23 protein-coding genes and 1 other RNA gene are annotated in these 21,255 nt (G+C 62.0%); 13 read left to right on the top strand and 11 right to left on the bottom strand.

What is annotated here, in order from left to right:
- The 3 genes from HBO11_RS14960 (at position 1) to HBO11_RS14950 (ending at position 2,135) form a co-directional block, all read left to right on the top strand.
- Positions 1-447, top strand: coding sequence for an NfeD family protein (locus tag HBO11_RS14960; RefSeq protein WP_169954999.1), 447 nt, complete (start codon positions 1-3; stop codon positions 445-447).
- Between the two features lie 69 nt (positions 448-516).
- Positions 517-834: a DUF2388 domain-containing protein gene (locus HBO11_RS14955; protein WP_057440438.1), complete on the top strand. Its 318-nt coding sequence runs from the start codon at positions 517-519 to the stop codon at positions 832-834.
- Between the two features lie 161 nt (positions 835-995).
- Positions 996-2,135 (top strand): DegT/DnrJ/EryC1/StrS aminotransferase family protein, encoded by a 1,140-nt coding sequence (locus HBO11_RS14950; protein WP_169955000.1) that lies wholly within the window; start codon positions 996-998, stop codon positions 2,133-2,135.
- 42 nt (positions 2,136-2,177) lie between these two features.
- Here HBO11_RS14950 and gcvH read toward each other — a convergent pair whose 3' ends face one another.
- From gcvH to HBO11_RS14905, 9 genes are all read right to left on the bottom strand, one after another.
- Positions 2,178-2,561, bottom strand: a complete 384-nt coding sequence (gene gcvH, locus HBO11_RS14945; protein ID WP_169955001.1) for a glycine cleavage system protein GcvH — start codon at positions 2,559-2,561, stop codon at positions 2,178-2,180.
- A 52-nt stretch (positions 2,562-2,613) separates the two neighbouring features.
- Complete coding sequence (gene gcvT / locus HBO11_RS14940; RefSeq protein WP_169955002.1) at positions 2,614-3,696, bottom strand: glycine cleavage system aminomethyltransferase GcvT; 1,083 nt, start codon at positions 3,694-3,696, stop codon at positions 2,614-2,616.
- A 156-nt stretch (positions 3,697-3,852) separates the two neighbouring features.
- Positions 3,853-5,469 (bottom strand): iron ABC transporter permease, encoded by a 1,617-nt coding sequence (locus tag HBO11_RS14935; protein ID WP_169955003.1) that lies wholly within the window; start codon positions 5,467-5,469, stop codon positions 3,853-3,855.
- Between the two features lie 197 nt (positions 5,470-5,666).
- Entirely contained in the window at positions 5,667-6,671 is a 1,005-nt protein-coding gene (locus tag HBO11_RS14930) for an extracellular solute-binding protein (RefSeq protein WP_169955004.1), read from the bottom strand.
- A 166-nt stretch (positions 6,672-6,837) separates the two neighbouring features.
- Complete coding sequence (locus HBO11_RS14925) at positions 6,838-8,055, bottom strand: 2-octaprenyl-3-methyl-6-methoxy-1,4-benzoquinol hydroxylase (protein ID WP_169955049.1); 1,218 nt, start codon at positions 8,053-8,055, stop codon at positions 6,838-6,840.
- 9 nt (positions 8,056-8,064) lie between these two features.
- Positions 8,065-8,550, bottom strand: coding sequence for a DUF4442 domain-containing protein (locus tag HBO11_RS14920; RefSeq protein WP_169955005.1), 486 nt, complete (start codon positions 8,548-8,550; stop codon positions 8,065-8,067).
- Positions 8,543-9,730 (bottom strand): 2-octaprenyl-6-methoxyphenyl hydroxylase, encoded by a 1,188-nt coding sequence (gene ubiH / locus HBO11_RS14915; protein ID WP_170042110.1) that lies wholly within the window; start codon positions 9,728-9,730, stop codon positions 8,543-8,545. Before ubiH ends, HBO11_RS14920 begins: the two co-directional genes overlap by 8 nt.
- Positions 9,727-11,049, bottom strand: coding sequence for a Xaa-Pro aminopeptidase (gene pepP / locus HBO11_RS14910; protein ID WP_169955007.1), 1,323 nt, complete (start codon positions 11,047-11,049; stop codon positions 9,727-9,729). Before pepP ends, ubiH begins: the two co-directional genes overlap by 4 nt.
- 20 nt (positions 11,050-11,069) lie before the next feature.
- A complete protein-coding gene (locus HBO11_RS14905; protein WP_169955008.1) occupies positions 11,070-11,627 on the bottom strand; it encodes a YecA family protein in 558 nt (185 codons plus the stop codon).
- Between the two features lie 137 nt (positions 11,628-11,764).
- Between HBO11_RS14905 and HBO11_RS14900 the strand changes: the two genes are divergently transcribed.
- The 4 genes from HBO11_RS14900 to HBO11_RS14885 all read left to right on the top strand — a co-directional run bounded on the left by HBO11_RS14900 (position 11,765) and on the right by HBO11_RS14885 (position 13,189).
- The gene (locus HBO11_RS14900) at positions 11,765-11,974 is read left to right on the top strand and encodes a TIGR02449 family protein (protein ID WP_057440444.1); all 210 of its coding nucleotides are present in this window, start codon (positions 11,765-11,767) and stop codon (positions 11,972-11,974) included.
- Positions 11,971-12,288: a cell division protein ZapA gene (locus HBO11_RS14895; RefSeq protein WP_029289530.1), complete on the top strand. Its 318-nt coding sequence runs from the start codon at positions 11,971-11,973 to the stop codon at positions 12,286-12,288. Before HBO11_RS14900 ends, HBO11_RS14895 begins: the two co-directional genes overlap by 4 nt.
- Positions 12,289-12,318: 30 nt before the next feature.
- Positions 12,319-12,497, top strand: a non-coding RNA gene (gene ssrS, locus HBO11_RS14890) — 6S RNA.
- 56 nt (positions 12,498-12,553) lie between these two features.
- Positions 12,554-13,189: a 5-formyltetrahydrofolate cyclo-ligase gene (locus HBO11_RS14885; RefSeq protein ID WP_169955009.1), complete on the top strand. Its 636-nt coding sequence runs from the start codon at positions 12,554-12,556 to the stop codon at positions 13,187-13,189.
- 2 nt (positions 13,190-13,191) lie between these two features.
- Here HBO11_RS14885 and HBO11_RS14880 read toward each other — a convergent pair whose 3' ends face one another.
- Positions 13,192-13,341, bottom strand: coding sequence for a hypothetical protein (locus HBO11_RS14880; protein ID WP_169955010.1), 150 nt, complete (start codon positions 13,339-13,341; stop codon positions 13,192-13,194).
- A gap of 195 nt (positions 13,342-13,536) precedes the next feature.
- Between HBO11_RS14880 and HBO11_RS14875 the strand changes: the two genes are divergently transcribed.
- The 5 genes from HBO11_RS14875 to HBO11_RS14855 all read left to right on the top strand — a co-directional run bounded on the left by HBO11_RS14875 (position 13,537) and on the right by HBO11_RS14855 (position 19,470).
- Positions 13,537-13,986 (top strand): EVE domain-containing protein, encoded by a 450-nt coding sequence (locus HBO11_RS14875; RefSeq protein WP_169955011.1) that lies wholly within the window; start codon positions 13,537-13,539, stop codon positions 13,984-13,986.
- Positions 13,987-14,072: 86 nt separating this feature from the next.
- Positions 14,073-15,038, top strand: coding sequence for an HlyD family efflux transporter periplasmic adaptor subunit (locus HBO11_RS14870; protein WP_169955012.1), 966 nt, complete (start codon positions 14,073-14,075; stop codon positions 15,036-15,038).
- The gene (rbbA, locus tag HBO11_RS14865; RefSeq protein ID WP_169955013.1) at positions 15,035-17,752 is read left to right on the top strand and encodes a ribosome-associated ATPase/putative transporter RbbA; all 2,718 of its coding nucleotides are present in this window, start codon (positions 15,035-15,037) and stop codon (positions 17,750-17,752) included. The genes HBO11_RS14870 and rbbA overlap by 4 nt, the downstream gene beginning before the upstream one ends.
- Positions 17,752-18,870, top strand: coding sequence for an ABC transporter permease (locus HBO11_RS14860; RefSeq protein WP_169955014.1), 1,119 nt, complete (start codon positions 17,752-17,754; stop codon positions 18,868-18,870). The genes rbbA and HBO11_RS14860 overlap by 1 nt, the downstream gene beginning before the upstream one ends.
- A 150-nt stretch (positions 18,871-19,020) precedes the next feature.
- On the top strand, positions 19,021-19,470 hold the full coding sequence (locus tag HBO11_RS14855) for a hypothetical protein (RefSeq protein WP_169955015.1): 450 nt from the start codon (positions 19,021-19,023) through the stop codon (positions 19,468-19,470).
- A gap of 62 nt (positions 19,471-19,532) precedes the next feature.
- Here the strand turns inward: HBO11_RS14855 and HBO11_RS14850 are convergent, their stop codons facing one another.
- Positions 19,533-19,940 carry a flagellar basal body-associated protein FliL gene (locus HBO11_RS14850; RefSeq protein WP_169955016.1) on the bottom strand — a complete coding sequence of 136 codons (408 nt, stop codon included), beginning with the start codon at positions 19,938-19,940 and terminating at the stop codon, positions 19,533-19,535.
- 149 nt (positions 19,941-20,089) lie between these two features.
- Between HBO11_RS14850 and HBO11_RS14845 the strand changes: the two genes are divergently transcribed.
- Positions 20,090-21,070: an NADPH:quinone oxidoreductase family protein gene (locus HBO11_RS14845; protein WP_169955017.1), complete on the top strand. Its 981-nt coding sequence runs from the start codon at positions 20,090-20,092 to the stop codon at positions 21,068-21,070.
- The last annotated feature ends 185 nt before the right edge of the window (positions 21,071-21,255 follow it).

The raw sequence follows: 21,255 nt of genomic DNA, 5'->3' as shown, positions 1-21,255 counted from the left end.
ATGTGGGAATTCCTGCAACACCTGTCGTTCTGGGATTGGCTGGCGCTGGGCACCGTGCTGCTGATTCTCGAAGTGTTTGGTGCCGGCGGCTATCTGTTGTGGATGGGGATCGCGGCGGCAGCGGTTGGCGTGCTCAAGTTCCTGATTCCAGGGCTTGGGCTGGAGCTGCAACTGCTGCTGTTTGCGGTGCTGTCGATCCTGACGGCGGTGTACTGGTGGAAGCGCCAGCGCAGCAGTGCCAAGGCCAGCGATCAGCCGGGCCTGAATATGCGCGGTTCGGAGCTGATTGGCCGCACCTTTGTGGTGCATCAGGCGATTATCGATGGCCGGGGCAAAGTCAAGGTCGGCGATGGCGTGTGGATGGTCACCGGGCCTGATGCGCCTGTAGGGGCTCAAGTACGGGTGATTGGCCAGGAAGGCGTGATTCTGCGGGTCGAAACTGTTTAGTCAGCCATGGAACTAGGCTGGGTTATCTACAATCAAACTGTTCAGATAACCCAGTCGGAGTCACCCATCATGCGTCTCAAATATGCTGTCGCCACCCTCGCCGTGCTTTCCCTCCCAGTTGGATCGGCCATGGCCGACAGCTTCTGGCGTAATGTCATCTCATCGGGCGCCACCACCGGCTCCACGTACCTGACCTTCAAGGACCACAAGCTGGTAGTCGCCGCCCAGGACGACGCCGGTAGCTTCGTCGCCAGCGACGGCGGCATCCGTGGCCCTTACCTGGAAGCCGCCATGCAGAAAGTGCGTGCCGACAACCCAGGCCTGAAGGCCACTGACATGGAACTGGCCAACGCCATCCTGGCGAAGAACGCCATCGCCGCCGAGTAAACCGGGCACAAAAAAGCCGCTTCAAAAGCGGCTTTTTTGTGCCCGTCGTTCGACGATTCGTTCACGGATGACAGGCTATATTCAGTTACCCCGTGCGACGATGCCGGGGTTGATATGAGCTTTTATTCTTAGTTCTTCTTAAAACGGATGCTTTCAACGTCATGAGCCAACTGCCTTTCCTGCCGTTTTCAAAACCGACCATTGATGAAGCCACTATCGCGGCAGTCGGTGAAGTGTTGCGTTCCGGCTGGATCACCAGCGGGCCCAAGGTGCAGGCGTTCGAAGCACAGTTGTCGGAATATTTTGGCGGCCGGCCGGTGCGCACCTTCAACTCCGGCACCTGCACCATGGAGATTGCCTTGCGTATCGCCGGTGTCGGGCCGGGGGATGAAGTGATCACCACGCCGATTTCCTGGGTGGCAACGGCCAACGTGATTCTGGAGGTAGGCGCCACGCCGGTGTTTGCCGATATTGACCCGGTGACCCGCAATATCGACCTGGCCCAGGTGGAAGCCGCCATTACGCCGCGCACCAAGGCGATCATCCCGGTGTACCTGGCCGGCCTGCCGCTGGACATGCCGATGCTCTATGCACTGGCCAACAAATATGGGCTGCGGATCATCGAGGACGCCGCCCAGGCATTGGGCTCCAGTTGGGATGGCCAGCGAATTGGCGCCACGGGGGATTTTGTCTCGTTCAGCTTCCAGGCGAACAAGAACATCACCTGTTCCGAAGGCGGCTGCCTGGTGTTGAACAACGCTGAAGAAGCGCGCCTGGCGGAGAAATACCGCCTGCAAGGCGTGACCCGCAGTGGGTTCGATGGCCTGGACGTGGATGTGCTGGGCGGCAAGTTCAACATGACCGATATCGCCGCCGCCATCGGCCTGGGCCAGTTTGCCCATCTCGAGCAGATCACGGCCCATCGCCAGGCCCTGGCCCGGCATTACTTCGAGTGTTTGGGCAGCGATTTCGAGGCAACGTACGGCGCACAACTGCCGCCTGCGGACTTTGAAAACAGCAACTGGCACCTGTTCCAACTGGTTCTGCCCGAGCGTTCGGATGGCCTACCGGCCCGCGCTACGTTCATGGAGCAGATGCAGGCCCAGGGCGTGGGCATTGGCTATCACTACCCGCCGATCCACCTGCTGAGCCTGTATCGGGCACAGGGGTTCAAGGAAGGCATGTTCCCGGTTGCGGAAAGCGTCGGGCGCTTGATTGTGTCGTTGCCGATGTTTACGGCGATGACCAAGGCGGATGTGGAGCGGGCTGTTGCGGCGGTGAAGCAGGTGCTCAAGCCCTGACCGTTGCAGGAGCCGGCTTGCCGGCTCCTGCAGGGGGCGGTGTTATTCGCCGATGGCGGCTTGGTAGCCAGCGGCATCCAGCAGTTTTTCCAGTTCTGCGGCATTGCTTGGCTGGACCTTGAAGATCCAGGCCTCGTAAGGCTTTTCATTGAGCGACTCAGGGGCATCGGCCAACTCCTCGTTGACCGCAATCACTTCACCCGAAACCGGCGAGTAGATATCCGAAGCAGCCTTCACCGACTCGACTACGCCCGCGGCGTCGCCTGCGGCGAACACCTTGCCCACTTCCGCCAACTCAACAAAAACCACATCACCCAACGCTTCCTGGGCGTGATCGGAGATCCCGACGGTCACGGTGCCATCCGCTTCCAGGCGTGCCCATTCGTGGCTTTCGGCAAAACGCAGTGCGGCAGGGATATCGCTCATAGTCTGTGTCCTCAAAAAGAAATGTCAGCGGCCATTGGCCTGCCGCAAAAGGTTAGATCAAGGTCTTGCCATGGCGCACGAAGGTCGGCTTGACCACTCGCACCGGGTACCACTTGCCGCGAATCTCTACTTCCGCGCGGTCAGCGGTTGCCATCGGTACACGCGCCAGGGCAATGGATTTACTCAGCGTAGGAGAGAAACTACCACTGGTGATCTCTCCTTCGCCAACATCGGCGATACGAACCACTTGATGAGCGCGTAAAACCCCGCGTTCTTCCAGCACCAAACCCACCAGCTTGAGCTGCACTCCGGCGGCCCGTTCAGCCTCCAGGGCGGCACGCCCGATGAAGTCGCGGCCCGCCGGTTCCCAGGCGATGCTCCAGGCCATATTGGCGGCCAACGGTGACACATTCAGGTGGATATCCTGGCCGTAGAGGTTCATGCCGGCCTCCAGGCGCAGGGTGTCACGCGCACCCAGGCCGATAGGCGAAATGCCCGCGCCCACCAGGTCGTTGAAAAAGCCCGGGGCCTGATCGGCGGGCAGGACGATTTCCAGGCCATCTTCGCCGGTATAGCCTGTGCGTGCGATAAACCAGTCGCCGTCGGCGCGGCCCTCGAAAGGCTTGAGCTGGTGGATCAGCACGCCGCGAGACTGGGTGACCAGCTCGGCAATCTTGTGCCGGGCCTGGGGCCCCTGGATCGCCAGCATGGCCAGGTCCGGGCGCTCACGCATCAGCACCTGATAGCTGCCCAACTGGGCCTGCATCCACGCGATATCCTGGTCGCGGGTGGCCGCATTGACCACCAGCCGGTAACCGTCTTCGGTGCGGTAGACAATCATGTCGTCCACCACCCCGCCCTGCTCGTTTAGCATGGCGCTGTACAGCGCATGGCCGCAGCCATGCAAACGATCGACATCATTGGCCAGCAAGTACTGCAGCCACTCCCTGGCCTGGTGGCCTGAGATATCGATCACGGTCATGTGGGAAACATCAAACACCCCGCAGTCACGGCGCACCTGATGGTGCTCCTCGACTTGCGAGCCGTAGTGCAGAGGCATATCCCAACCGCCAAAATCGACCATTTTCGCGCCGAGGGCGAGATGCAGGTCATACAGAGGCGTACGCTGTCCCATGGGTTTCTCCTTCCGGGCGTGGCGAAGGTGCGGACGGTTGCCGTTCGGGCTACACACCTTGAAATACAAGGCCTGCAGCCACAATCAGCCACCCTGCCCGGAAGACGGGCCGCACCGAATGCCGCGCATTGTAGCCTCAAGCCGTAGGACTGGCACCTAACCGATTCGTCGCGCCGAACGTCGGATCAAGCCGATGACCGGCAACAGGCCGACCAACACCAGGGTCAGGGCGGGCAACGAGGCACGCGCCCACTCACCCTCGCTGGTCATCTCGAAGATGCGTACCGCCAGCGTGTCCCAGCCGAATGGGCGCATCAGCAGGGTCGCGGGCATTTCCTTGAGCACATCGACAAACACCAGCAAGGCCGCGCTCAAGGTGCCGGGCAGTAAAAGTGGCAGATACACTTTGCAAAACAGTCGTGGCCCACTTACCCCCAGGCTGCGCGCTGCTTCCGGCAAGGACGGGCGGATGCGCGCCAGGCTGTTTTCCAGCGGGCCATAGGCCACCGCCAGGAAGCGCACCAGATAGGCCATCACCAGCGCCGACAGGCTGCCCAGCAGCAAAGGTTTGCCAGCGCCGCCCAGCCAGCTGGAAACCGGAATCACCAACTCGCGGTCCAGATAGCTGAAAGCCAGCATGATCGACACCGCCAATACCGAACCCGGCAAGGCATAGCCCAGGTTTCCCAGGCTGACCCCGGAGCGGATAGCCCGGGTCGGCGCCAGGCGGTTGGCGAAGGCCAGCAGCAACGCCACGCTGACGGTGATCAGCGCGGCCATGCCGCCCAGGTAGAGGGTATGCACGATCAGCCCGGCATAGCGCTCGTCGAGGTCGAAACGCCCGCGCTGCCAGAACCAGGCCAGCAGCTGGAGCATCGGGATAACAAAGGCACAGGCAAACACCAGGGCGCACCAGCCGGTTGCGGCGGCGGCCTTGACGCCATGCAGGTGATAGAGCGCCTTGCCCCGCGGTCGCTCGTTGCTCGGGCGGCTGGCGCCACGGGCCCGGCGCTCGCCGTAGAGCACCAGCATCACCACCAACAGCAGCAGGCTCGCCAGTTGTGCGGCGCTGGACAGGCTGAAAAAGCCATACCAGGTCTTGTAGATGGCGGTGGTGAAGGTGTCGAAGTTAAACACCGACACCGCGCCGAAGTCCGCCAGGGTTTCCATCAACGCCAAGGCTACGCCGGCGCCGATCGCCGGGCGCGCCATGGGCAGGGCCACCCGCCAGAACGCCTGCCAGGGCGACTGGCCCAGCACTCGCGCCGCTTCCATCAACCCCTTGCCCTGCGCCAGGAAGGCGGTGCGCGCCAACAGGTAGACGTAGGGATAGAACACCAGCACCAGCACGATGATCACGCCACTGGTGGAGCGCACGCGCGGCAGGCGCAGGCCCATGCCGAACCATTCGCGCAGCAGGGTTTGTACCGGCCCGGAGAAATCCAGCAAACCCACGAAGACAAACGCCAGGACATAGGCCGGGATGGCAAACGGCAGCATCAACGCCCAGTCCAGCCAGCGCCGGCCGGGGAACTCGCAGAGGCTGGTCAGCCAGGCCAGGCTCACGCCCAGCACCGTTACGCCTACCCCGACGCCCACCACCAGGGTCAAGGTGTTGCCCAGCAGACGCGGCATCTGGGTGTCCCACAGGTGCGACCAGATTTGCGTGTCGATGCTTTGCCAGGACAGCAACAGGACACTCAGGGGCAGCAGCACCAGGGCGGCGACAGTGAAGACCGGCAGGTACCAGCGGCGTTGGGCGGGGTGGGCCAAAAGGAATTCTCAAGCAGTGGATGATTCGCAGGCCTGCACAAAACACTGTGGGAGCGGGCTTGTGTGGGAGCCGGCTTGCCTGCGATGCAGACACCTCGGTTTATCAGCGATACCGGGGTGATGCTATCGCAGGCAAGCCAGCTCCCACCCAAGCCGCTCCCACATTAATTAGAACTGCGGCGTGCTACAAATTGTACTCAGTTCCAGCCCGCACGATCCATCAGGCGAATCGCCTCGGCCTGGCGCTTGCCCGCCACTTCCACCGGCAGGGTGTCCGCCTTGAACTTGCCCCAGCTCGCCACTTCAGCCGAAGGTTCTACCGCAGGGTTGGCCGGGAACTCCTGGTTGACGTCGGCAAAGATCTTCTGCGCCTCAGGCGTAGTCATCCACTCCACCAGAGCCTTGGCGGCTTCCGGGTGCGGGGCGTACTTGGTCAGGCCGATGCCCGACAGGTTGACGTGCACGCCACGGTCGCCCTGGTTCGGCCAGAACAGTTTCACCGCCAGTTTCGGGTCCTGCTTGTGCAGGCGGCCGTAGTAGTAGGTGTTGACGATACCCACATCGCACTGCCCGGCGTTGATTGCCTGCAGTACCGCAATGTCATCGGAGAAGACGTCGGTGGACAGGTTATTGACCCAGCCCTTGATGATTTCTTCAGTCTTTTCTGCGCCATGGGTTTCGATCAGGGTGGCGGTCAGCGACTGGTTGTAGACCTTCTTCGCGGTGCGCAGGCACAGGCGGCCTTCCCATTGCTTGTCGGCCAGGGCTTCGTAGGTGGTCAGCTCTGCCGGCTTCACGCGGTCGGTGGAGTAGGCGATGGTGCGCGCCCGCAGGCTCAAGCCCGTCCAGGCATGGCTGGAGGAGCGATATTGTGCAGGGATGTTGGCGTCGATCACCTTGGAGGTGAAGGGTTGCAGAATGCCCATCTGCTCGGCTTGCCAGAGGTTGCCACCATCGACGGTCAGCAGCAGGTCGGCGGTGGCGTTCTGGCCTTCGGCCTTGATGCGCTGCATCAGCGGCGCTTCCTTGTCGGTGATGAACTTCACCTGCACCCCGGTTTTCTTGGTGTAGGCGTCGAACACCGGCTTGATCAACTCGTCGATACGAGAGGAGTAGACCACCACTTCGTCAGCCGCCTGGACGGTGGTGCTGGCGATAAGGGTGAGTGCCAGGGCAGTCAGGAGGCGCTTGGGTGCCAACATAGGTGCGGTCTCTCGTAGGAAAAGTGAGCGCAAATGATAAGGACTCACATTTAGCATCTCAACCAAACACTGGGCGCAGGCGTTACGAGATGTTGCATGGGAAGGATTTACCCTGCGACAACCGGCCTCATCGCCGGCAAGCCGGCTCCTAGCGGGGTGAACGCACTCAGGGCTTGGCCAGGTCCGGCAGGTCGCCGGTCAAGCCCAGCGCCTGACGCACAAACAGCGCCTTGGCCTCGGGCATTTGGTCGACCATTTTCAGCCCGGCATTGCGCAACCAACGCAACGGCAACTGGTCGGCCTGGAACAACCGTTCAAAGCCCTCCATCGCCGCCATCAGCGCCAGGTTGTGCGGCATGCGCCGGCGCTCGTAGCGACTGAGCACCTTCACATCTGCCAAGCGTTCACCGCGCTCGCACGCCTTTAGCAGCACCTCGGCCAACACCGCGGCGTCGAGGAAGCCCAGGTTCACGCCCTGCCCCGCCAACGGGTGAATAACGTGGGCTGCATCGCCAATCAGCGCCAGGCCTTCGGCGACGTAGCGCTTGGCGTGGCGCTGGCGCAGCGGTACGCACAGGCGTGGGTCGGCACTGACCACGCTGCCCAGGCGGCCCTCAAAAGCGCGCTCCAGTTCACCACAGAAGCTTTCGTCGTCCAGGGCCATCAAGCGTTCGGACTCGCTCGGCGTGGTCGACCAGACGATCGAGCACCAATCTTCGTGGCCATCGCGTACCAGCGGCAGGAACGCCAGCGGGCCATGGTCGGTGAAGCGCTGCCAGGCCGTACGCTGGTGCGGCTGGCTGCTGCGCACGCTGGTGACGATGGCGTGGTGCAGGTAATCCCATTCGCGTGTGGCGGTGCCGGTCAGGCGGCGCACGGCCGAGTTGGCGCCGTCGGCGGCGATCACCAGCGGCGCGCGCAGGGTGCGGCCATCGGCCAGGGTCAGCAGCCAGTCATCGCCGGAGCGGCGCATCTGCTCCAGGCGTGCATTGGCCAGCAGGCCCAGGTCGCAGTCGTGCAGGCGCTCAAGCAGGGCGTCCTGGACCACACGGTTTTCGACGATATGCCCCAACACCTCGGCATGCACACTGGCCGCCGAGAAGTGGATCTGCCCGGTGCCGCTGCCATCCCAAACCTGCATTTCGCCGTAGGGGCTGGCGCGGCGGCTGGCGATGCCGTCCCACACGCCCAGGCGGTCGAGGATGCGCTGGCTGGCGGCCGACAAGGCGCTCACCCGCGGTTCAAACGGAGCATCGGCGTCAAATGGCTTGACGCTCAACGGGCTGCCGTCGAGCAGCAGCACTTGCAGGCCACTGCCCTGCAACGCCAGCGCCAGGGCGCTTCCGACCATTCCGGCCCCGACAATCAGCACATCTGCGCGCATGTCCATGCTTTATGCCTGTTTCGCTGGCGGCTTGCGCCGCACGTAAAGGGTTTTGTCGACTCGCGCCACCAGGGTGCCGGAGCCGTCGTAAATCTGCACCTTGAGGTGCGGCAAGTATTTCTCGCCGCCCTCGGTCTGGCGTCGCACTTCATCGAGCAAGGCCTGGTCGATGGAGAATTCGGCAAACACCGGGCCTTTGCCCGGCGAGATGAAATCGATGCTCGCCGCCTTGTCCCACACGATGTAGTCGCGGCCCAGGTTCTCCATCAGCATCAGCATGTAGAACGGGTCGACCATCGAATACAGGCTGCCGCCAAACTGCGTACCGACGTAATTGCGGTTGTACCAGCCCAGGCCCATGCGCACCTTGGCGTGACAAAAGTCGGCACTCAGGTGCTGGACCCGTACCCCGGCGCCGAGGTACGGCGGGTACAGGCTCAAGAACCACCGTAACAACCGCGCCTTGCCCAGGCGCTCCGTCAGCCACTTACGCATCGGGGCGCGTGCCCAGGCCCATGGCCTGCCGGGCGAACCAGCGTTTGGCCGGCGGCAGCAGGTCCAGGCCCAGCAGGCCGAGGTTACGGCCCATGGCGACCAGCGGTTGGCCGCTGCCGAACAGGCGGGTGACCTGGTCGGAGAAGCCCACGGTCAGTTGTTGATCCAGGCGCTGGCGTTCGCGGTAGGCCTGCAAGGTCGCCAGGTCACCCGGCACGGCGGGCCCGGCCAGCAAGGCCTCGGCCAACGCATAGGCATCGCGCAGGGACAGGTTGAAACCCTGGCCGGCAATCGGGTGCAAGCTGTGGGCGGCGTTGCCCAGGACCACCAGGTGCGAGCGCACTTGCTCCTCGGCCTCCACCAGCGTCAGCGGATACAGGTGGCGCGCGCCGACCTGTTTCAGGGTGCCCAGGCGATAGCCAAACACGCCCTGCAACTCGCTGAGGAAACTGCGCTCATCTAACTGCGCCAAGCGCTGGGCGTCCATGCCGACGCGGGTCCAGACCAGCGCGCAACGGTTGTCCGCCAGCGGCAGCAAGGCCATCGGGCCTTCGTCGGTGAAACGCTCGAACGCCTCGCCGTTATGGGCTTCGCTGGGGGTGATGTTGGCGATCAGGGCACTCTGGTTGTAAGGCCGTTGCTTGACGCCAATGCCCAACTGCTCGCGCAGCCCGGAGCGGCCACCATCGGCCAGTACCGCAAGGTCGCACTCAATGACGGTTTCATCGTTGAGGGTCAGGCGGTAGCCATCGGCCAGCGGTTCCATGCGGCTGACTTCTGCGGGGCAGCGCCAACTGATCACGTCTTTGTCCAGGCCTTGCCACAGGCACTGCCCGAGCCAGGCGTTTTCCACCACATAGCCCAGGGCCGGTACGCCCTCTTCAAGGGCCGACAAGCGTGCGGTAGAGAAGCGCCCACGGTCGGAAACATGGATTTGCTTGATCGGTTCGGCACGTCGGGAAATGTCTTGCCACACACCCAGGCGCTGGTAGATCTGCCGCGCGCCAAAGGACAGCGCCGAGGAACGCGCGTCATAGCTCGGCTGGTAGCTGTCGCCGGGGGCGAAGGGTTCGATCAGCACGATTTTCCAGCCACGGGCTTTGGCCCCGGCCTGCAATGCCAAGGCCAGGCTGGCGCCCACCAGGCCGCCACCGATAATCGCCAGGTTGACCCGGCTCATCGGGCGGCCGCCATCAGTGCTTCAATCTCGGCCACGGTCTTGGGTACGCCACCGGTCAGAATTTCACAGCCTTGCTTGGTCACCACCACGTCATCCTCGATGCGCACGCCTATGCCACGCCATTTCTTTGCCACGTTCTGGTTGTCCGGGGCAATGTAGATGCCCGGCTCCACGGTCAGGGCCATGCCCACTTCCAGCACCCGCCATTCGCCGCCGACCTTGTACTCGCCCACATCATGCACATCCATGCCCAGCCAGTGCCCGGCGCGGTGCATGTAGAACGCCTTGTAGGCTTCGCTGGCGATCAACTCGTCCACATCACCCTGCAACAAGCCCAGCTTCACCAGCCCCGCGGTGATGACTTGCACCGTCGCCTCATGGGCCTGGTTCCAGTGCTTGTTCGGCGCGATCTGGGCAAAGGCGGCGTCCTGGGAGGCCAGCACAATTTCGTAGATCGCCTTCTGCTCGGCCGAGAACTTGCCATTGACCGGCCAGGTGCGGGTGATATCGCTGGCATAGCAGTCGATTTCACAACCGGCGTCGATCAACACCAGGTCCCCGTCCTTGAGCAGCGCGTCATTCTGCTGGTAGTGCAGGATGCAACTGTTGCGCCCCGAGGCGACGATGGAGCCATAGGCCGGCATCTTCGCCCCGCCCCGGCGGAATTCGTAGTCCAACTCGGCTTCCAGGCTGAACTCATGCAACCCGGCGCGGCTGGCCTGCATCGCCCGAATATGGGCCGCGCAGGAAATCCGCGCGGCTTCGCGCATGACCTTCACTTCTGCGGCGGATTTATACAGGCGCATGTCGTGCAGCAGATGATCCAGGGCAACGAATTCGTTCGGCGGCTGCGCACCGAGGTGCGCCTTGGAGCGGATCACGTTGATCCACTCCATCAGGTGCCGGTCGAATTCGGCATTGCTGCCCATGGCCGAGTACACCCGGTCGCGGCCTTCGATCAGGCCGGGCAGGATGTCGTCGATATCGGTAATCGGGAACGCATCGTCGGCGCCGTATTCGCGAATCGCGCCTTCGGTGCCAGCGCGCAGGCCGTCCCACAATTCGCGCTCGGCGTTGCGTTCACGGCAGAACAGCACGTATTCGCCGTGAATGCGCCCAGGCATCAGCACAATCACCGCTTCGGGCTCGGGGAAGCCGCTCAGGTACTGGAAGTCGCTGTCCTGGCGGTACACGTGCTCGACATCACGGTTGCGGATCGCCACGGCAGCGGCCGGCAGGATCGCGATGCTGTTGGGTTCCATCTGCGCCATGAGCGCCTTGCGGCGGCGGGTGTATTCCGCTTTGGGGATATGGATCATGGGCAGGTGGGTTCCCTCTCTTAGTGCAGCGACGGCTTGGTTGCAGCAGGTTCAGCAGACTTTTTGTTCTCGGTGAACAGCAGCAACGGCGCGACGCGCAGGTATTCCATGACTTCCATATAGTCGCCTTCGCCGTCTTCGGATTCTTCCAGGGCATCTTGCACCTGGGAGATGGCTGCGAGGTCCTGCAACACTTCCTTGGCGTCGGTGCTCAGCTCCAGGCCGCCGGCGTTCACGCCAAAGCCATGGAGGAAACCCTGGCACCATTGGCCCAGTGCAGCGGCACGCTCGGTGAGCGACGCATCGTCGGTTGGCAGCAGCAGGACCACGGTGACGTCATCACCGGTCAGTTCGCCTTTAACCATTTCTTGCAGGCCGATCAACGCGTTGCGCACGTTTTCGGTAGGCTCGGTTTCCAGCAGCTCGGCCACGTCGGCCAGCCAGTTGTCGGCGTCAAAACCGACGCCGGTGCAGCTACGGCCCAGCAGCACGCCATGCAGTTCGGCAGGCGAGCAAGGGTGACCGCTGGAGCTCAGCAGTTTGGAAAAAGCGTCGTACGGGGAGTTCTGAATAGGCATGATGAGCTAGGCGCCAGGCGGCGCGATGTCTAGAATGAAGCGCTGTATCCTAGCACCGGCAGACGCACCCGACTATCAAGGGCGTCAGATCGTTTATCCTGCAGTTGCCATTCATCAGACAAATCCAGTGGAACCCTATGGAAGACGCCGACTTGCAAGCGCTGATGGCCAGACTCGAATTGCTAATTACCCGGGTCGAGCAACTAAAGAGTCAAAACGGACTCCTATTAGCTCAGGAAAAGACCTGGCGCGAGGAACGCGCGCACCTCATTGAAAAAAACGAAATCGCCCGGCGTAAGGTCGAATCGATGATTTCGCGCCTGAAGGCCCTGGAGCAAGACTCATGAGTTCAAGCAATAGCGTCACCGTGCAGATTCTCGACAAAGAGTATTCGATCATCTGCCCCCAGGAGGAGCGCAGCAACCTGGTGAGCGCCGCCCGCTACCTGGATGGCAAGATGCGTGAAATCCGCAGCAGCGGCAAAGTCATCGGCGCCGACCGTATCGCCGTGATGGCCGCGCTGAACATTACCCACGATTTGCTGCATAAGCAGGAACGCCCTGACGTACAGGCCAGTGGTTCGACACGCGAGCAAGTGCGTGACCTGCTCGAGCGCGTCGACCTGGTGCTTTCTACCGACCAGGAACCACCCAAGGGCTGATCGCCGCGTCTATTTCGGGTATACTCGCCTCACTCCCTGGCGTGCTTGCCAGTCGGCGATGTCCCTGAGCCGATTCGCACTACCCTGGAAGTTGCACGTTGGGCTGGTGTGCATGTCCGCTAGACGGAAAGCCTTAAAGCCTACTGCATCTTCCACCTTGAACTTTCGGGTTCAAGGGCTAAGTCGACAGCGGTTCTGTCGGGGAGCCTGATTCCCAAACTCAATGCCAGTCCCCGGACTGGCATTGTTTTATGAGCCGAACACCATGACCGAACCTGCGCCACTTTCCCGTCCGCACCTTCGACGCATGTTGCGCAAGGCCCGCCGCGCCCTGACGCCAAGCGAGCAACGCCAGGCCGCGCTTGGCCTGTATCGGCAACTGGCACAGCACCCGCTGTTTCGCCGGGCCAAACATATCTCCCTGTACCTGTCGACGGATGGCGAAATCGATCCGCGCTTGCTGCTGCGCACTGCCCAGCGCCGGGGCAAGGCCACCTACCTGCCGGTGCTCAGCGCCTGGCCACGGACCAAGATGGTGTTCCAACGCGTGCGCCCTGGGGAAAAGCTCGCGCCCAACCGCTTTGGCATTCTTGAGCCACGGGTCAATGTCGGGCGCCAGCGCAAGGTCTGGGCCCTGGACCTGGTGCTGCTGCCGTTGGTGGGTTTTGATGACGCGGGCGGGCGGCTGGGCATGGGCGGCGGTTTTTACGATCGCAGCCTGGCGTACCTGGCGCGCCGCTCGTCGTGGCGCAAGCCGACGCTGCTGGGGCTGGCCCATGAATGCCAGAAGGTCGAACGCCTGGCGCAGGCAAGCTGGGACGTGCCGTTGAATGGCACCGTTACCGATAGAAGATGGTATGTCGCAGAGGGGACGCCGCTGGACTCAACGGCGCCGAAATAGCGTCAACGCTTGAAGGTTTGTTGTTGCTGCTGTGCAAATTCAACCGGGGCTTGGGTCTTGTTCGACCATAGGCTTTGCGCATACCCGGTGGTCACGACGCCCAGACCGAACAAAATAACCAAAATCCATAGTAAATCCGGTTTGCGTTTCATCGATTGCCCCCCTTCAGGCATATCACACACGATGACAGCAACGTTCCAAAGTAGTCCGTTCCAGCTGCGTCAAGCTTAAAATCCCGGCATTCTGCGTTAACGTGAACCAACACGCAAACCTTGGCGTCAACCGACCGTCGGTTTGTCATGAAATTGACAGACAAGCTGCCCAATCCCCTGCAAAGGAGCAAAACCATGGCCTATTGGCTGATGAAATCCGAGCCCGATGAGCTGTCCATCAAGGGCCTGGAAAAACTCGGCGAGGCGCGCTGGGACGGCGTGCGCAATTACCAGGCGCGCAATTTCCTGCGGGCCATGGCCGTGGGCGACGCGTTCTTCTTTTACCACTCCAGTTGCCCGGAACCGGGCATTGCCGGCGTAGGAAAAATCATCGAAGCGGCTTACCCCGACCCGACTGCGCTGGAGCCTGATAGCCATTACTTCGATGCCAAGGCCACCACCGAGAAGAATCCGTGGAGCGCCATCACCGTGGCCCACGTCGAAACCTTCCCCAAAGTCCTCGGGCTGGGCTACCTCAAGCAACAGACGGCCCTGGCCGAATTGCCGCTGGTGCAAAAAGGCAGTCGCCTGTCAGTGATGCCAGTCACAGCGGAGCAATGGGCTGCGGTCATGGCGCTGCGCTAACGCCTAAAGGTATTCATTTGACCGGTATCAACGGCTATCGGTTACGATCCCGGCAAACTAGGACGCTAACACCGCAGGATGCACCCATGTCGACGTCACATCGCAGTTCGCAATTCTTCGCCTTTCTCCTGATTTTGCTGTTGGTGGCCGCCGGCGGCTTCGGTTACTGGAAGTCCACCCTCGACCGCCTGCCGGAAGGCTTGAGCATGGGCAACGGCCGACTGGAATCCACCGAAGTGCAGATCGCCACCAAGATCCCCGGCCGCTTGGCCGAGGTGCGGGTCGATGAAGGCGACAAGGTGCTCAAGGGCCAACTGCTGGCGCGTATCGACACCCGCACCCTGGAAGCCCAGCGCTCCCAGGCCGAAGCCGAAGTACTGCGGGCCAAGGAAAACTTCGCCGCTGCCGAAGCCAACGTGCAATTGCGCCAGAGCGAGAACCTGCTGGCCAGCCAGGAACTCAAGCGGACCCAAGAGCTGTACCGCCGCGGCTTCGCCAGCGCGCAGTTGATCGACCAGCAGCAGGCACGCCAGAACACCGGCAATGCGGCGGTGGTGGCCGCCCAGGCCCAGGTGAATGCGGTCAAGGCCGCCATTGGTGCCGCCGAAGCCCAGGTGGCGCAACTGACCAGCGAAATCGACGACAGCAGCCTGCGCGCACCCATCGACGGCATCATTCAACTGCGCCTGGCCGAACCTGGCGAAGTGCTCGGCGCCGGTGGGCGGGTGTTGTTGCTGATCGATCCGAATGACCAGTACATGAACCTCTACCTGCCCGCCTCCGTCACTGGTCGCCTGACCGTGGGCAGTGAAGCGCGGATCGTGCTCGATGCCCTGCCGGATCAGCCGCTGCCAGCGAAAATCAGCTTTGTCGCGGCCAAATCCCAGTTCACCCCCAAAGAAGTGGAAACCCGCGACGAGCGCCAGAAACTGGTGTTTCGCGTCAAGCTGCGCCTGACTCAACCAAGCGCCGTGCCCCAGGCCAAGCCCGGCATGCCCGGCGCCGGCTACGTGCGCACTGCCGACCTGGACTGGCCGGCCAACCTGCAATGAACGGGCTGGCGCTGCACGCCACGGGCATCAACCACCGCTACGGCAAGCAACAGGCGCTGATCGACATCGCCTTCAGCCTGCCGGCCGGCACCCGCTGCGGCCTGATCGGCCCCGATGGCGCGGGCAAGTCGAGCCTGCTGGGCTTGATCGCCGGGGTCAAAAAGCTGCAGACCGGTGACTTGCAGGTGCTGGGCGGTTCCATCGAAGACCGCCGCCACCGCAACAGCCTGTACCCGTTGATCGCCTTTATGCCCCAGGGCCTGGGCGGCAACCTGTATCCAGAGCTGTCTATCAGCGAGAACATCCGTTTTTTCGCCACCCTGTTTGGCCTGTCCACAGCCGATTGCGACCAGCGCATGCACAACCTGTTGCTGGCCACCGACCTGGCACGCTTCGCCGACCGCCCGGCGGGCAAGCTGTCGGGCGGGATGAAGCAAAAACTGGGGCTGTGCTGCGCGCTGATCCACGATCCGGACCTGCTGATCCTCGATGAACCGACTACCGGCGTCGACCCTTTGTCACGCCGGCGCTTCTGGGAACTGGTAGAAACCGTACGCAGCGAGCGCCCACAACTGACGCTACTGGTGGCCACGGCCTACATGGAAGAAGCCGAGCAGTTCGAGCACTGCCTGATGCTCGACCGCGGCAAGCTGATTGCCGATGGCCTGAGCCGTGACCTGGCTGCTGTTACGCCCAGTGGCAAGCTGGATGAAGCCTTCACCCATTTCCAGGGCGACAGCGCGCACAACAACCAGCCGCTGGTGATCCCCCCTCGGGCTAACGACAACACCGATATCGCCATCGAAGCCCACGACCTGACCCTGCGTTTTGGCGACTTCACCGCTGTCAACAAAGTCAGCTTCGCCATTGGCCGTGGCGAGATCTTCGGCTTTCTCGGTTCCAACGGCTGCGGCAAGACCACCACCATGAAAGTCCTCACCGGGCTGATGCCGGCCAGTGAAGGCAGCGCCACGCTGCTGGGCAACCCGGTGAATGCCAAGGACCTGGCGACCCGCAAGCGCGTGGGTTTCATGTCCCAGAGCTTCTCGCTGTACGGCGAACTCAGCGTGCGCCAGAACCTGGTGCTGCACGCACAGCTATTTGACCTGCCCAAGGCCGACAGCGGCCCACGCATCGAAGAATTGATCCAGCGTTTTGACCTGGGCAGCGTCGCCGAACAACCCTCCGGCGAGTTGCCCCTGGGCTTGCGCCAGCGCCTGTCCCTGGCCGTGGCGGTGCTGCATCGCCCGGAAGTGCTGATCCTCGACGAACCCACATCGGGTGTGGACCCCGCCGCCCGCGACGATTTCTGGCGCTTGCTGGTGGAGCTGTCCCGCGAGCAAGGGGTGACGATTTTCCTCTCCACCCACTTTATGAACGAAGCCCAGCGCTGCGACCGCATCTCGTTGATGCACGCAGGCAAGGTGCTGGCCTGCGACACGCCAGACGCCCTGCAACGACAATTCCACGGCGAGACCCTGGAAGCCGCGTTCGTCACCTGCCTGGAGCAAGCCCAGCAAACCCCGGAAACCGCCGCGCCCAGCGCGAGCGTCAGCACGCCGACCACGCCGCCCGTCAGCAAGCGCGGCTTCAGCCTGGCGCGCCTGCTGGCGGTGGCCAGCCGTGAAGGCAAGGAACTGCTGCGCGACAAAGTGCGCATGGCCTTTGCCCTGCTCGGGGCGATTTTCATGATGGTGATCTTCGGCTACGGCATTTCCTTGGACGTGGAGAAACTCGCCTTCGCCGTGTATGACCAGGACCAGACGCCGCAAAGCCGCGCCTATCTGGAGGCCTTTCGCAGTTCGCGCTACTTCGCCGAACAGCCGCCGATCACTGATTCGGCCGAGCTGCACCGGCGCCTGCAACGTTCGGAAATCAAACTGGCCCTGGAAATTCCGCCCGGCTTTGGCCGCGACCTCTACGCCGGGCGCCAACCAGCGGTGGCCGCCTGGCTCGATGGAGGTATGCCGTTTCGCGCCGAGACCAGCCGCAATTATGTAGAAGCCGTACACCAGGCCAACCTGCAGCAACTGGCCGAACTCAACAGCACACCGCTGTCCCAACCGGCCGCGGCCAAGCTGGAAACGCGCTTTCGCTACAACCAGGACGTGGTCAGCGTAAATGCCATCGGCCCGGGTGTGATGGCGCTGATCCTGGCGTTTATCCCGGCCATGCTCACTGCCCTGGGCATCGTGCGCGAGAAGGAACTGGGCTCGATCACCAACTTCTACGCCACGCCCCTTACCCGCCTGGAGTTCCTTCTTGGCAAACAGGCGCCGTACCTGGTGATCAGTCTGATCAACCTGGCCTTGCTGGTGGCGATGAACCGCTGGCTGTTCGGCGTGCCGTTCAAGGGCAGCGGCCTGACCCTGGCGTTTGGCGGCCTGCTGTATGTGCTGGCCACCACCAGCATGGGCCTGCTGATTTCCGCGTTCACCCGCACCCAGATCGCGGCGATCCTCGGCACCATGATTATCACCAGCCTGCCGACCATCCAGTTCTCCGGATTGATCGTGCCGCGCTCGTCCCTGGAAGGGGCGGCGGCGCTGATGGGGATGCTGTTTCCCGCCGGTTACTTCCTGGATGTCGCCGTCGGCACCTTCACCAAAGCCCTGGACCTGCGCCAACTGTGGCCCCAGTGCCTGGCGCTGTTCGGGTTTTTCCTGGGGTTCACCGGGCTGAGCCTGGTCATGCTCAAGAAGCAGGAGGCCTGATGCACAAGTTCGCCCATATCCTGCGCCTGGGAGTCAAAGAGCTCACCAGCCTGCGCCACGACAGCGTGCTGCTGCTGTTTCTGTTCTATGCCTTCACCGTCGCCATCTACATGCCGGCGGCCGGCTCGGTGATTGGCGTGCACAACGCCAGCGTGGCCTTTGTCGATGAAGACCACGGCCAATTGTCGCGCCAGTTGGCCGAAGCCCTGCAGCCACCGGAGTTCCAGCCTGCCGTGCCACTGCCCTACGACCAGTTGGACAAGGTCATGGACAGCGGCCAGTACACTTTCGTGATCAACGTGCCGGCCAATTTCCAGGCCGACCTGTTGGCCGGACGCCAGCCGAGCGTGCAGGTCAACGTGGATGCCACGGCCATGAGCCAGGCGTTTATGGGCGCGGGCTATATCGGGCGGATTTTCCAGCGCGAACTGCTGACCTACGGCGGCCAGTCCGACGCCAGCCAGCGCGCGCCAGCGGCCCTCACCACCCGCGCGTTGTTCAACACCAACCTGGAAGGTGGCTGGTTCCTGGCGGTGATCCAGATCGTCAACAACATCACCATCCTCGCCATCGTACTGACCGGCACCGCCCTGCTGCGCGAACGCGAGCACGGCACCCTCGACCATTTGCTGGTGCTGCCGCTGACCGCCCTGGAAATCATGCTGGCAAAAATCTGGAGCAATATGCTGGTGGTGGTGCTGTGTACCTGGCTGTCCCTGGAAGTGGTGGTCAAGGGCCTGCTCGGCGTGCCGCTGGCCGGCTCGTTGAGCCTGTTCCTGCTGGTGACGGCGTTATACCTGTTTGCCAGCACCGCCTTGGGCATCTTCCTTGCCACCCTCGCCCGCTCGACGCCGCAGTTCGGCTTGCTGGCGATCCCGGTGATCATTCCGATGCTGCTGTTATCAGGCGGCAGTACGCCGTTGGACAGCATGCCCGAATGGTTGCAATGGGTGATGCAGGGCTCGCCGTCCACGCACTTTGTGAGTTTGAGTGCGGCGATTCTGTTCCGGGATGCGGGGGTGAGCGTGGTGTGGCCGGATTTGCTGGCGCTGGCGGGAATTGGGTTGCTGTTTTTTGCGGTGGCGTTGGCGCGGTTCAGGAAGAGTCTGGCGTCTTGAACTATCACTTGTAAATTATAAAAACCACTAAGCCTATTAAAAAACAAAATAAAAAACTGTCATTTATGACAGTAGCCGGCATTCCTCTCCCCTTGTTAGCTTGAACAGCCAACCACGAACTTATCGCCGTAGCACCCCGGGAGAGCGAAAATGGTCAATAAATCAGATTCGGATAACAGTGGCTCCAGCGACGCTGCCACCCCAGAGGTCATAGAGATTAAGATCGACTCGAATAACCCCAACGGAAAAACAACAGTTACAGGGGAGTATTCATTGCATGGATATAAAGGAGCGATAGAGGTTGAATACACCTGGAGAAGTAATGTCTACACGATAACCGCGCTCAGATATCTATTCGAGCGTACTGCGGTAACGGGTAAAAACCCCCGCTTCGAAATCACCAGAGACACCGACGGCCCCAGCGGCCCCACATTGTCAGTCAACCCTCCACAAGATGGCCAATGGCACTCTTGGGGTTCATCAATGAGCTACCAAACAGCCAACACAGCACTATTTTTCACTTTCTACTTTATCTTCGACGCGCCCCCCGAGGGGGTATGGAGAACAGATAGAAAAATACTGAAGCTCACTGTGTACTAACAATTACAACCAGCAACTTAGTTGCTGGTTTTTTAAACCATCAAAAGTCCCCCCACTCGGACCTATTGAATGATCAGGTTGTTAAACAACAAATCCTCAACCACCGGCTTGCCCGTCTCATCGTTCATCACTTGCTGAGCCTGCTTCAGCGCTTCCTGGCGCAACTTCTCCTTGCCCTCGACGCTGCCCATGCTCTCGACTGTCTGCTGGGTAAACAACGCCACCAGTTGATTGCGAATCAGCGGCTCATTGGCCTTGATCGCCGCCGCCGCTTCCGGGCCGGTCACGCGCAGGGCCACATCGGCCTTGTATACCCGCAGTTTCGGGCCGCCATCCAGGGCGTAGTTGCCGACAAAAGGCGGCGTCAGGCTGTAATAGCTGACCTTGGGCGCTTCGCCTTCCTTGGCTTCTTCGGCATGGGCTGCCATCGGCAACGTCAGGGCCAGCATCAACAGGATCCACGCTTTCACAGTTCATTCCTCATATTCGGTGGCCAGTAGCATAACGCTAGCAAGGCAGAGCACAAGCTTATGGCGACTTATCAGGCCGGGGCATGCTCGTTGACCCGTGACCTTACCCACCTACACTTATCGGCCAATACGCCAAAAGGAATAGTCCGATGAAAGCCGTGCTGTGCAAAGCCTTCGGCCCTGCCGAAACCCTGGTGTTGGAAGACGTCGAAAGCCCGGCGATCAAGAAGAACGAGATCCTGCTGGATGTGCACGCCGCCGGGGTGAATTTCCCGGACACGCTGATCATCGAGGGCAAGTACCAGTTCAAGCCACCCTTCCCGTTCTCGCCGGGTGGCGAAGCGGCAGGTGTGGTCAGCGAGGTCGGGGAAAAGGTCAGCCACCTCAAGGTCGGCGACCGGGTCATGGCGTTGACCGGGTGGGGCAGCTTTGCCGAGCAGGTCGCGGTGCCGGGCTATAACGTGCTGCCGATCCCGCCGAGCATGGATTTCAATACCGCCGCTGCCTTCAGCATGACCTACGGCACCTCGATGCACGCCCTCACCCAGCGTGGCCATCTGGCCGCTGGCGAGACCCTGCTGGTACTGGGCGCGTCCGGTGGCGTCGGGCTGGCCGCCGTGGAAATCGGCAAGGCCATGGGTGCCCGGGTGATCGCCGCCGCCAGCAGCGCCGACAAGCTGGCCGTGGCCAAGGCTGCCGGGGCCGATGAGTTGATCAACTACAGCGAAAGCAACCTCAAGGATGAAATCAAACGCCTGACCGATGGCAACGGCGCCGACGTGATCTACGACCCGGTGGGTGGCGATCTGTTTGACCAGGCCATCCGCGCCATTGCCTGGAACGGCCGCCTGCTGGTGGTGGGGTTTGCCAGCGGGCGCATCCCTGAACTACCGGTGAACCTGGCGCTGCTCAAGGGCGCGGCGGTGCTCGGGGTGTTCTGGGGCTCGTTCGCCCAGCGCCAGCCGCAGGATAACGCGGCGAATTTCCAGCAGTTGTTCAGTTGGTATGCGCAGGGCAAGTTGAAGCCGCTGGTGTCGCAGGTATATCCGCTGGATAACGCGGCGCAGGCGATCAATGACCTGGGGCAACGCAGGGCGGTGGGCAAGGTGGTCGTGCAGGTCCGCCAGTGATTTGAAATGCAATCAATGTAGGAGCTGGCTTGCCTGCGATAGCGGTGGGCCAGCTACATCGTTGGTAACTGATCCACCGCTAGCGCAGGCAAGCCAGCTCCTACAGTGGGTCTGCGGTGTTCTGAAGAATCTGGTTACGACCCATACTTGTCTATTGGCGACATGTTCGTAAAAGAACATGCAAT

The organism is Pseudomonas sp. WS 5010 (assembly GCF_012985565.1).
GTDB lineage: Bacteria > Pseudomonadota > Gammaproteobacteria > Pseudomonadales > Pseudomonadaceae > Aquipseudomonas.
This window is presented reverse-complemented; position numbering and strand designations above follow the sequence as displayed.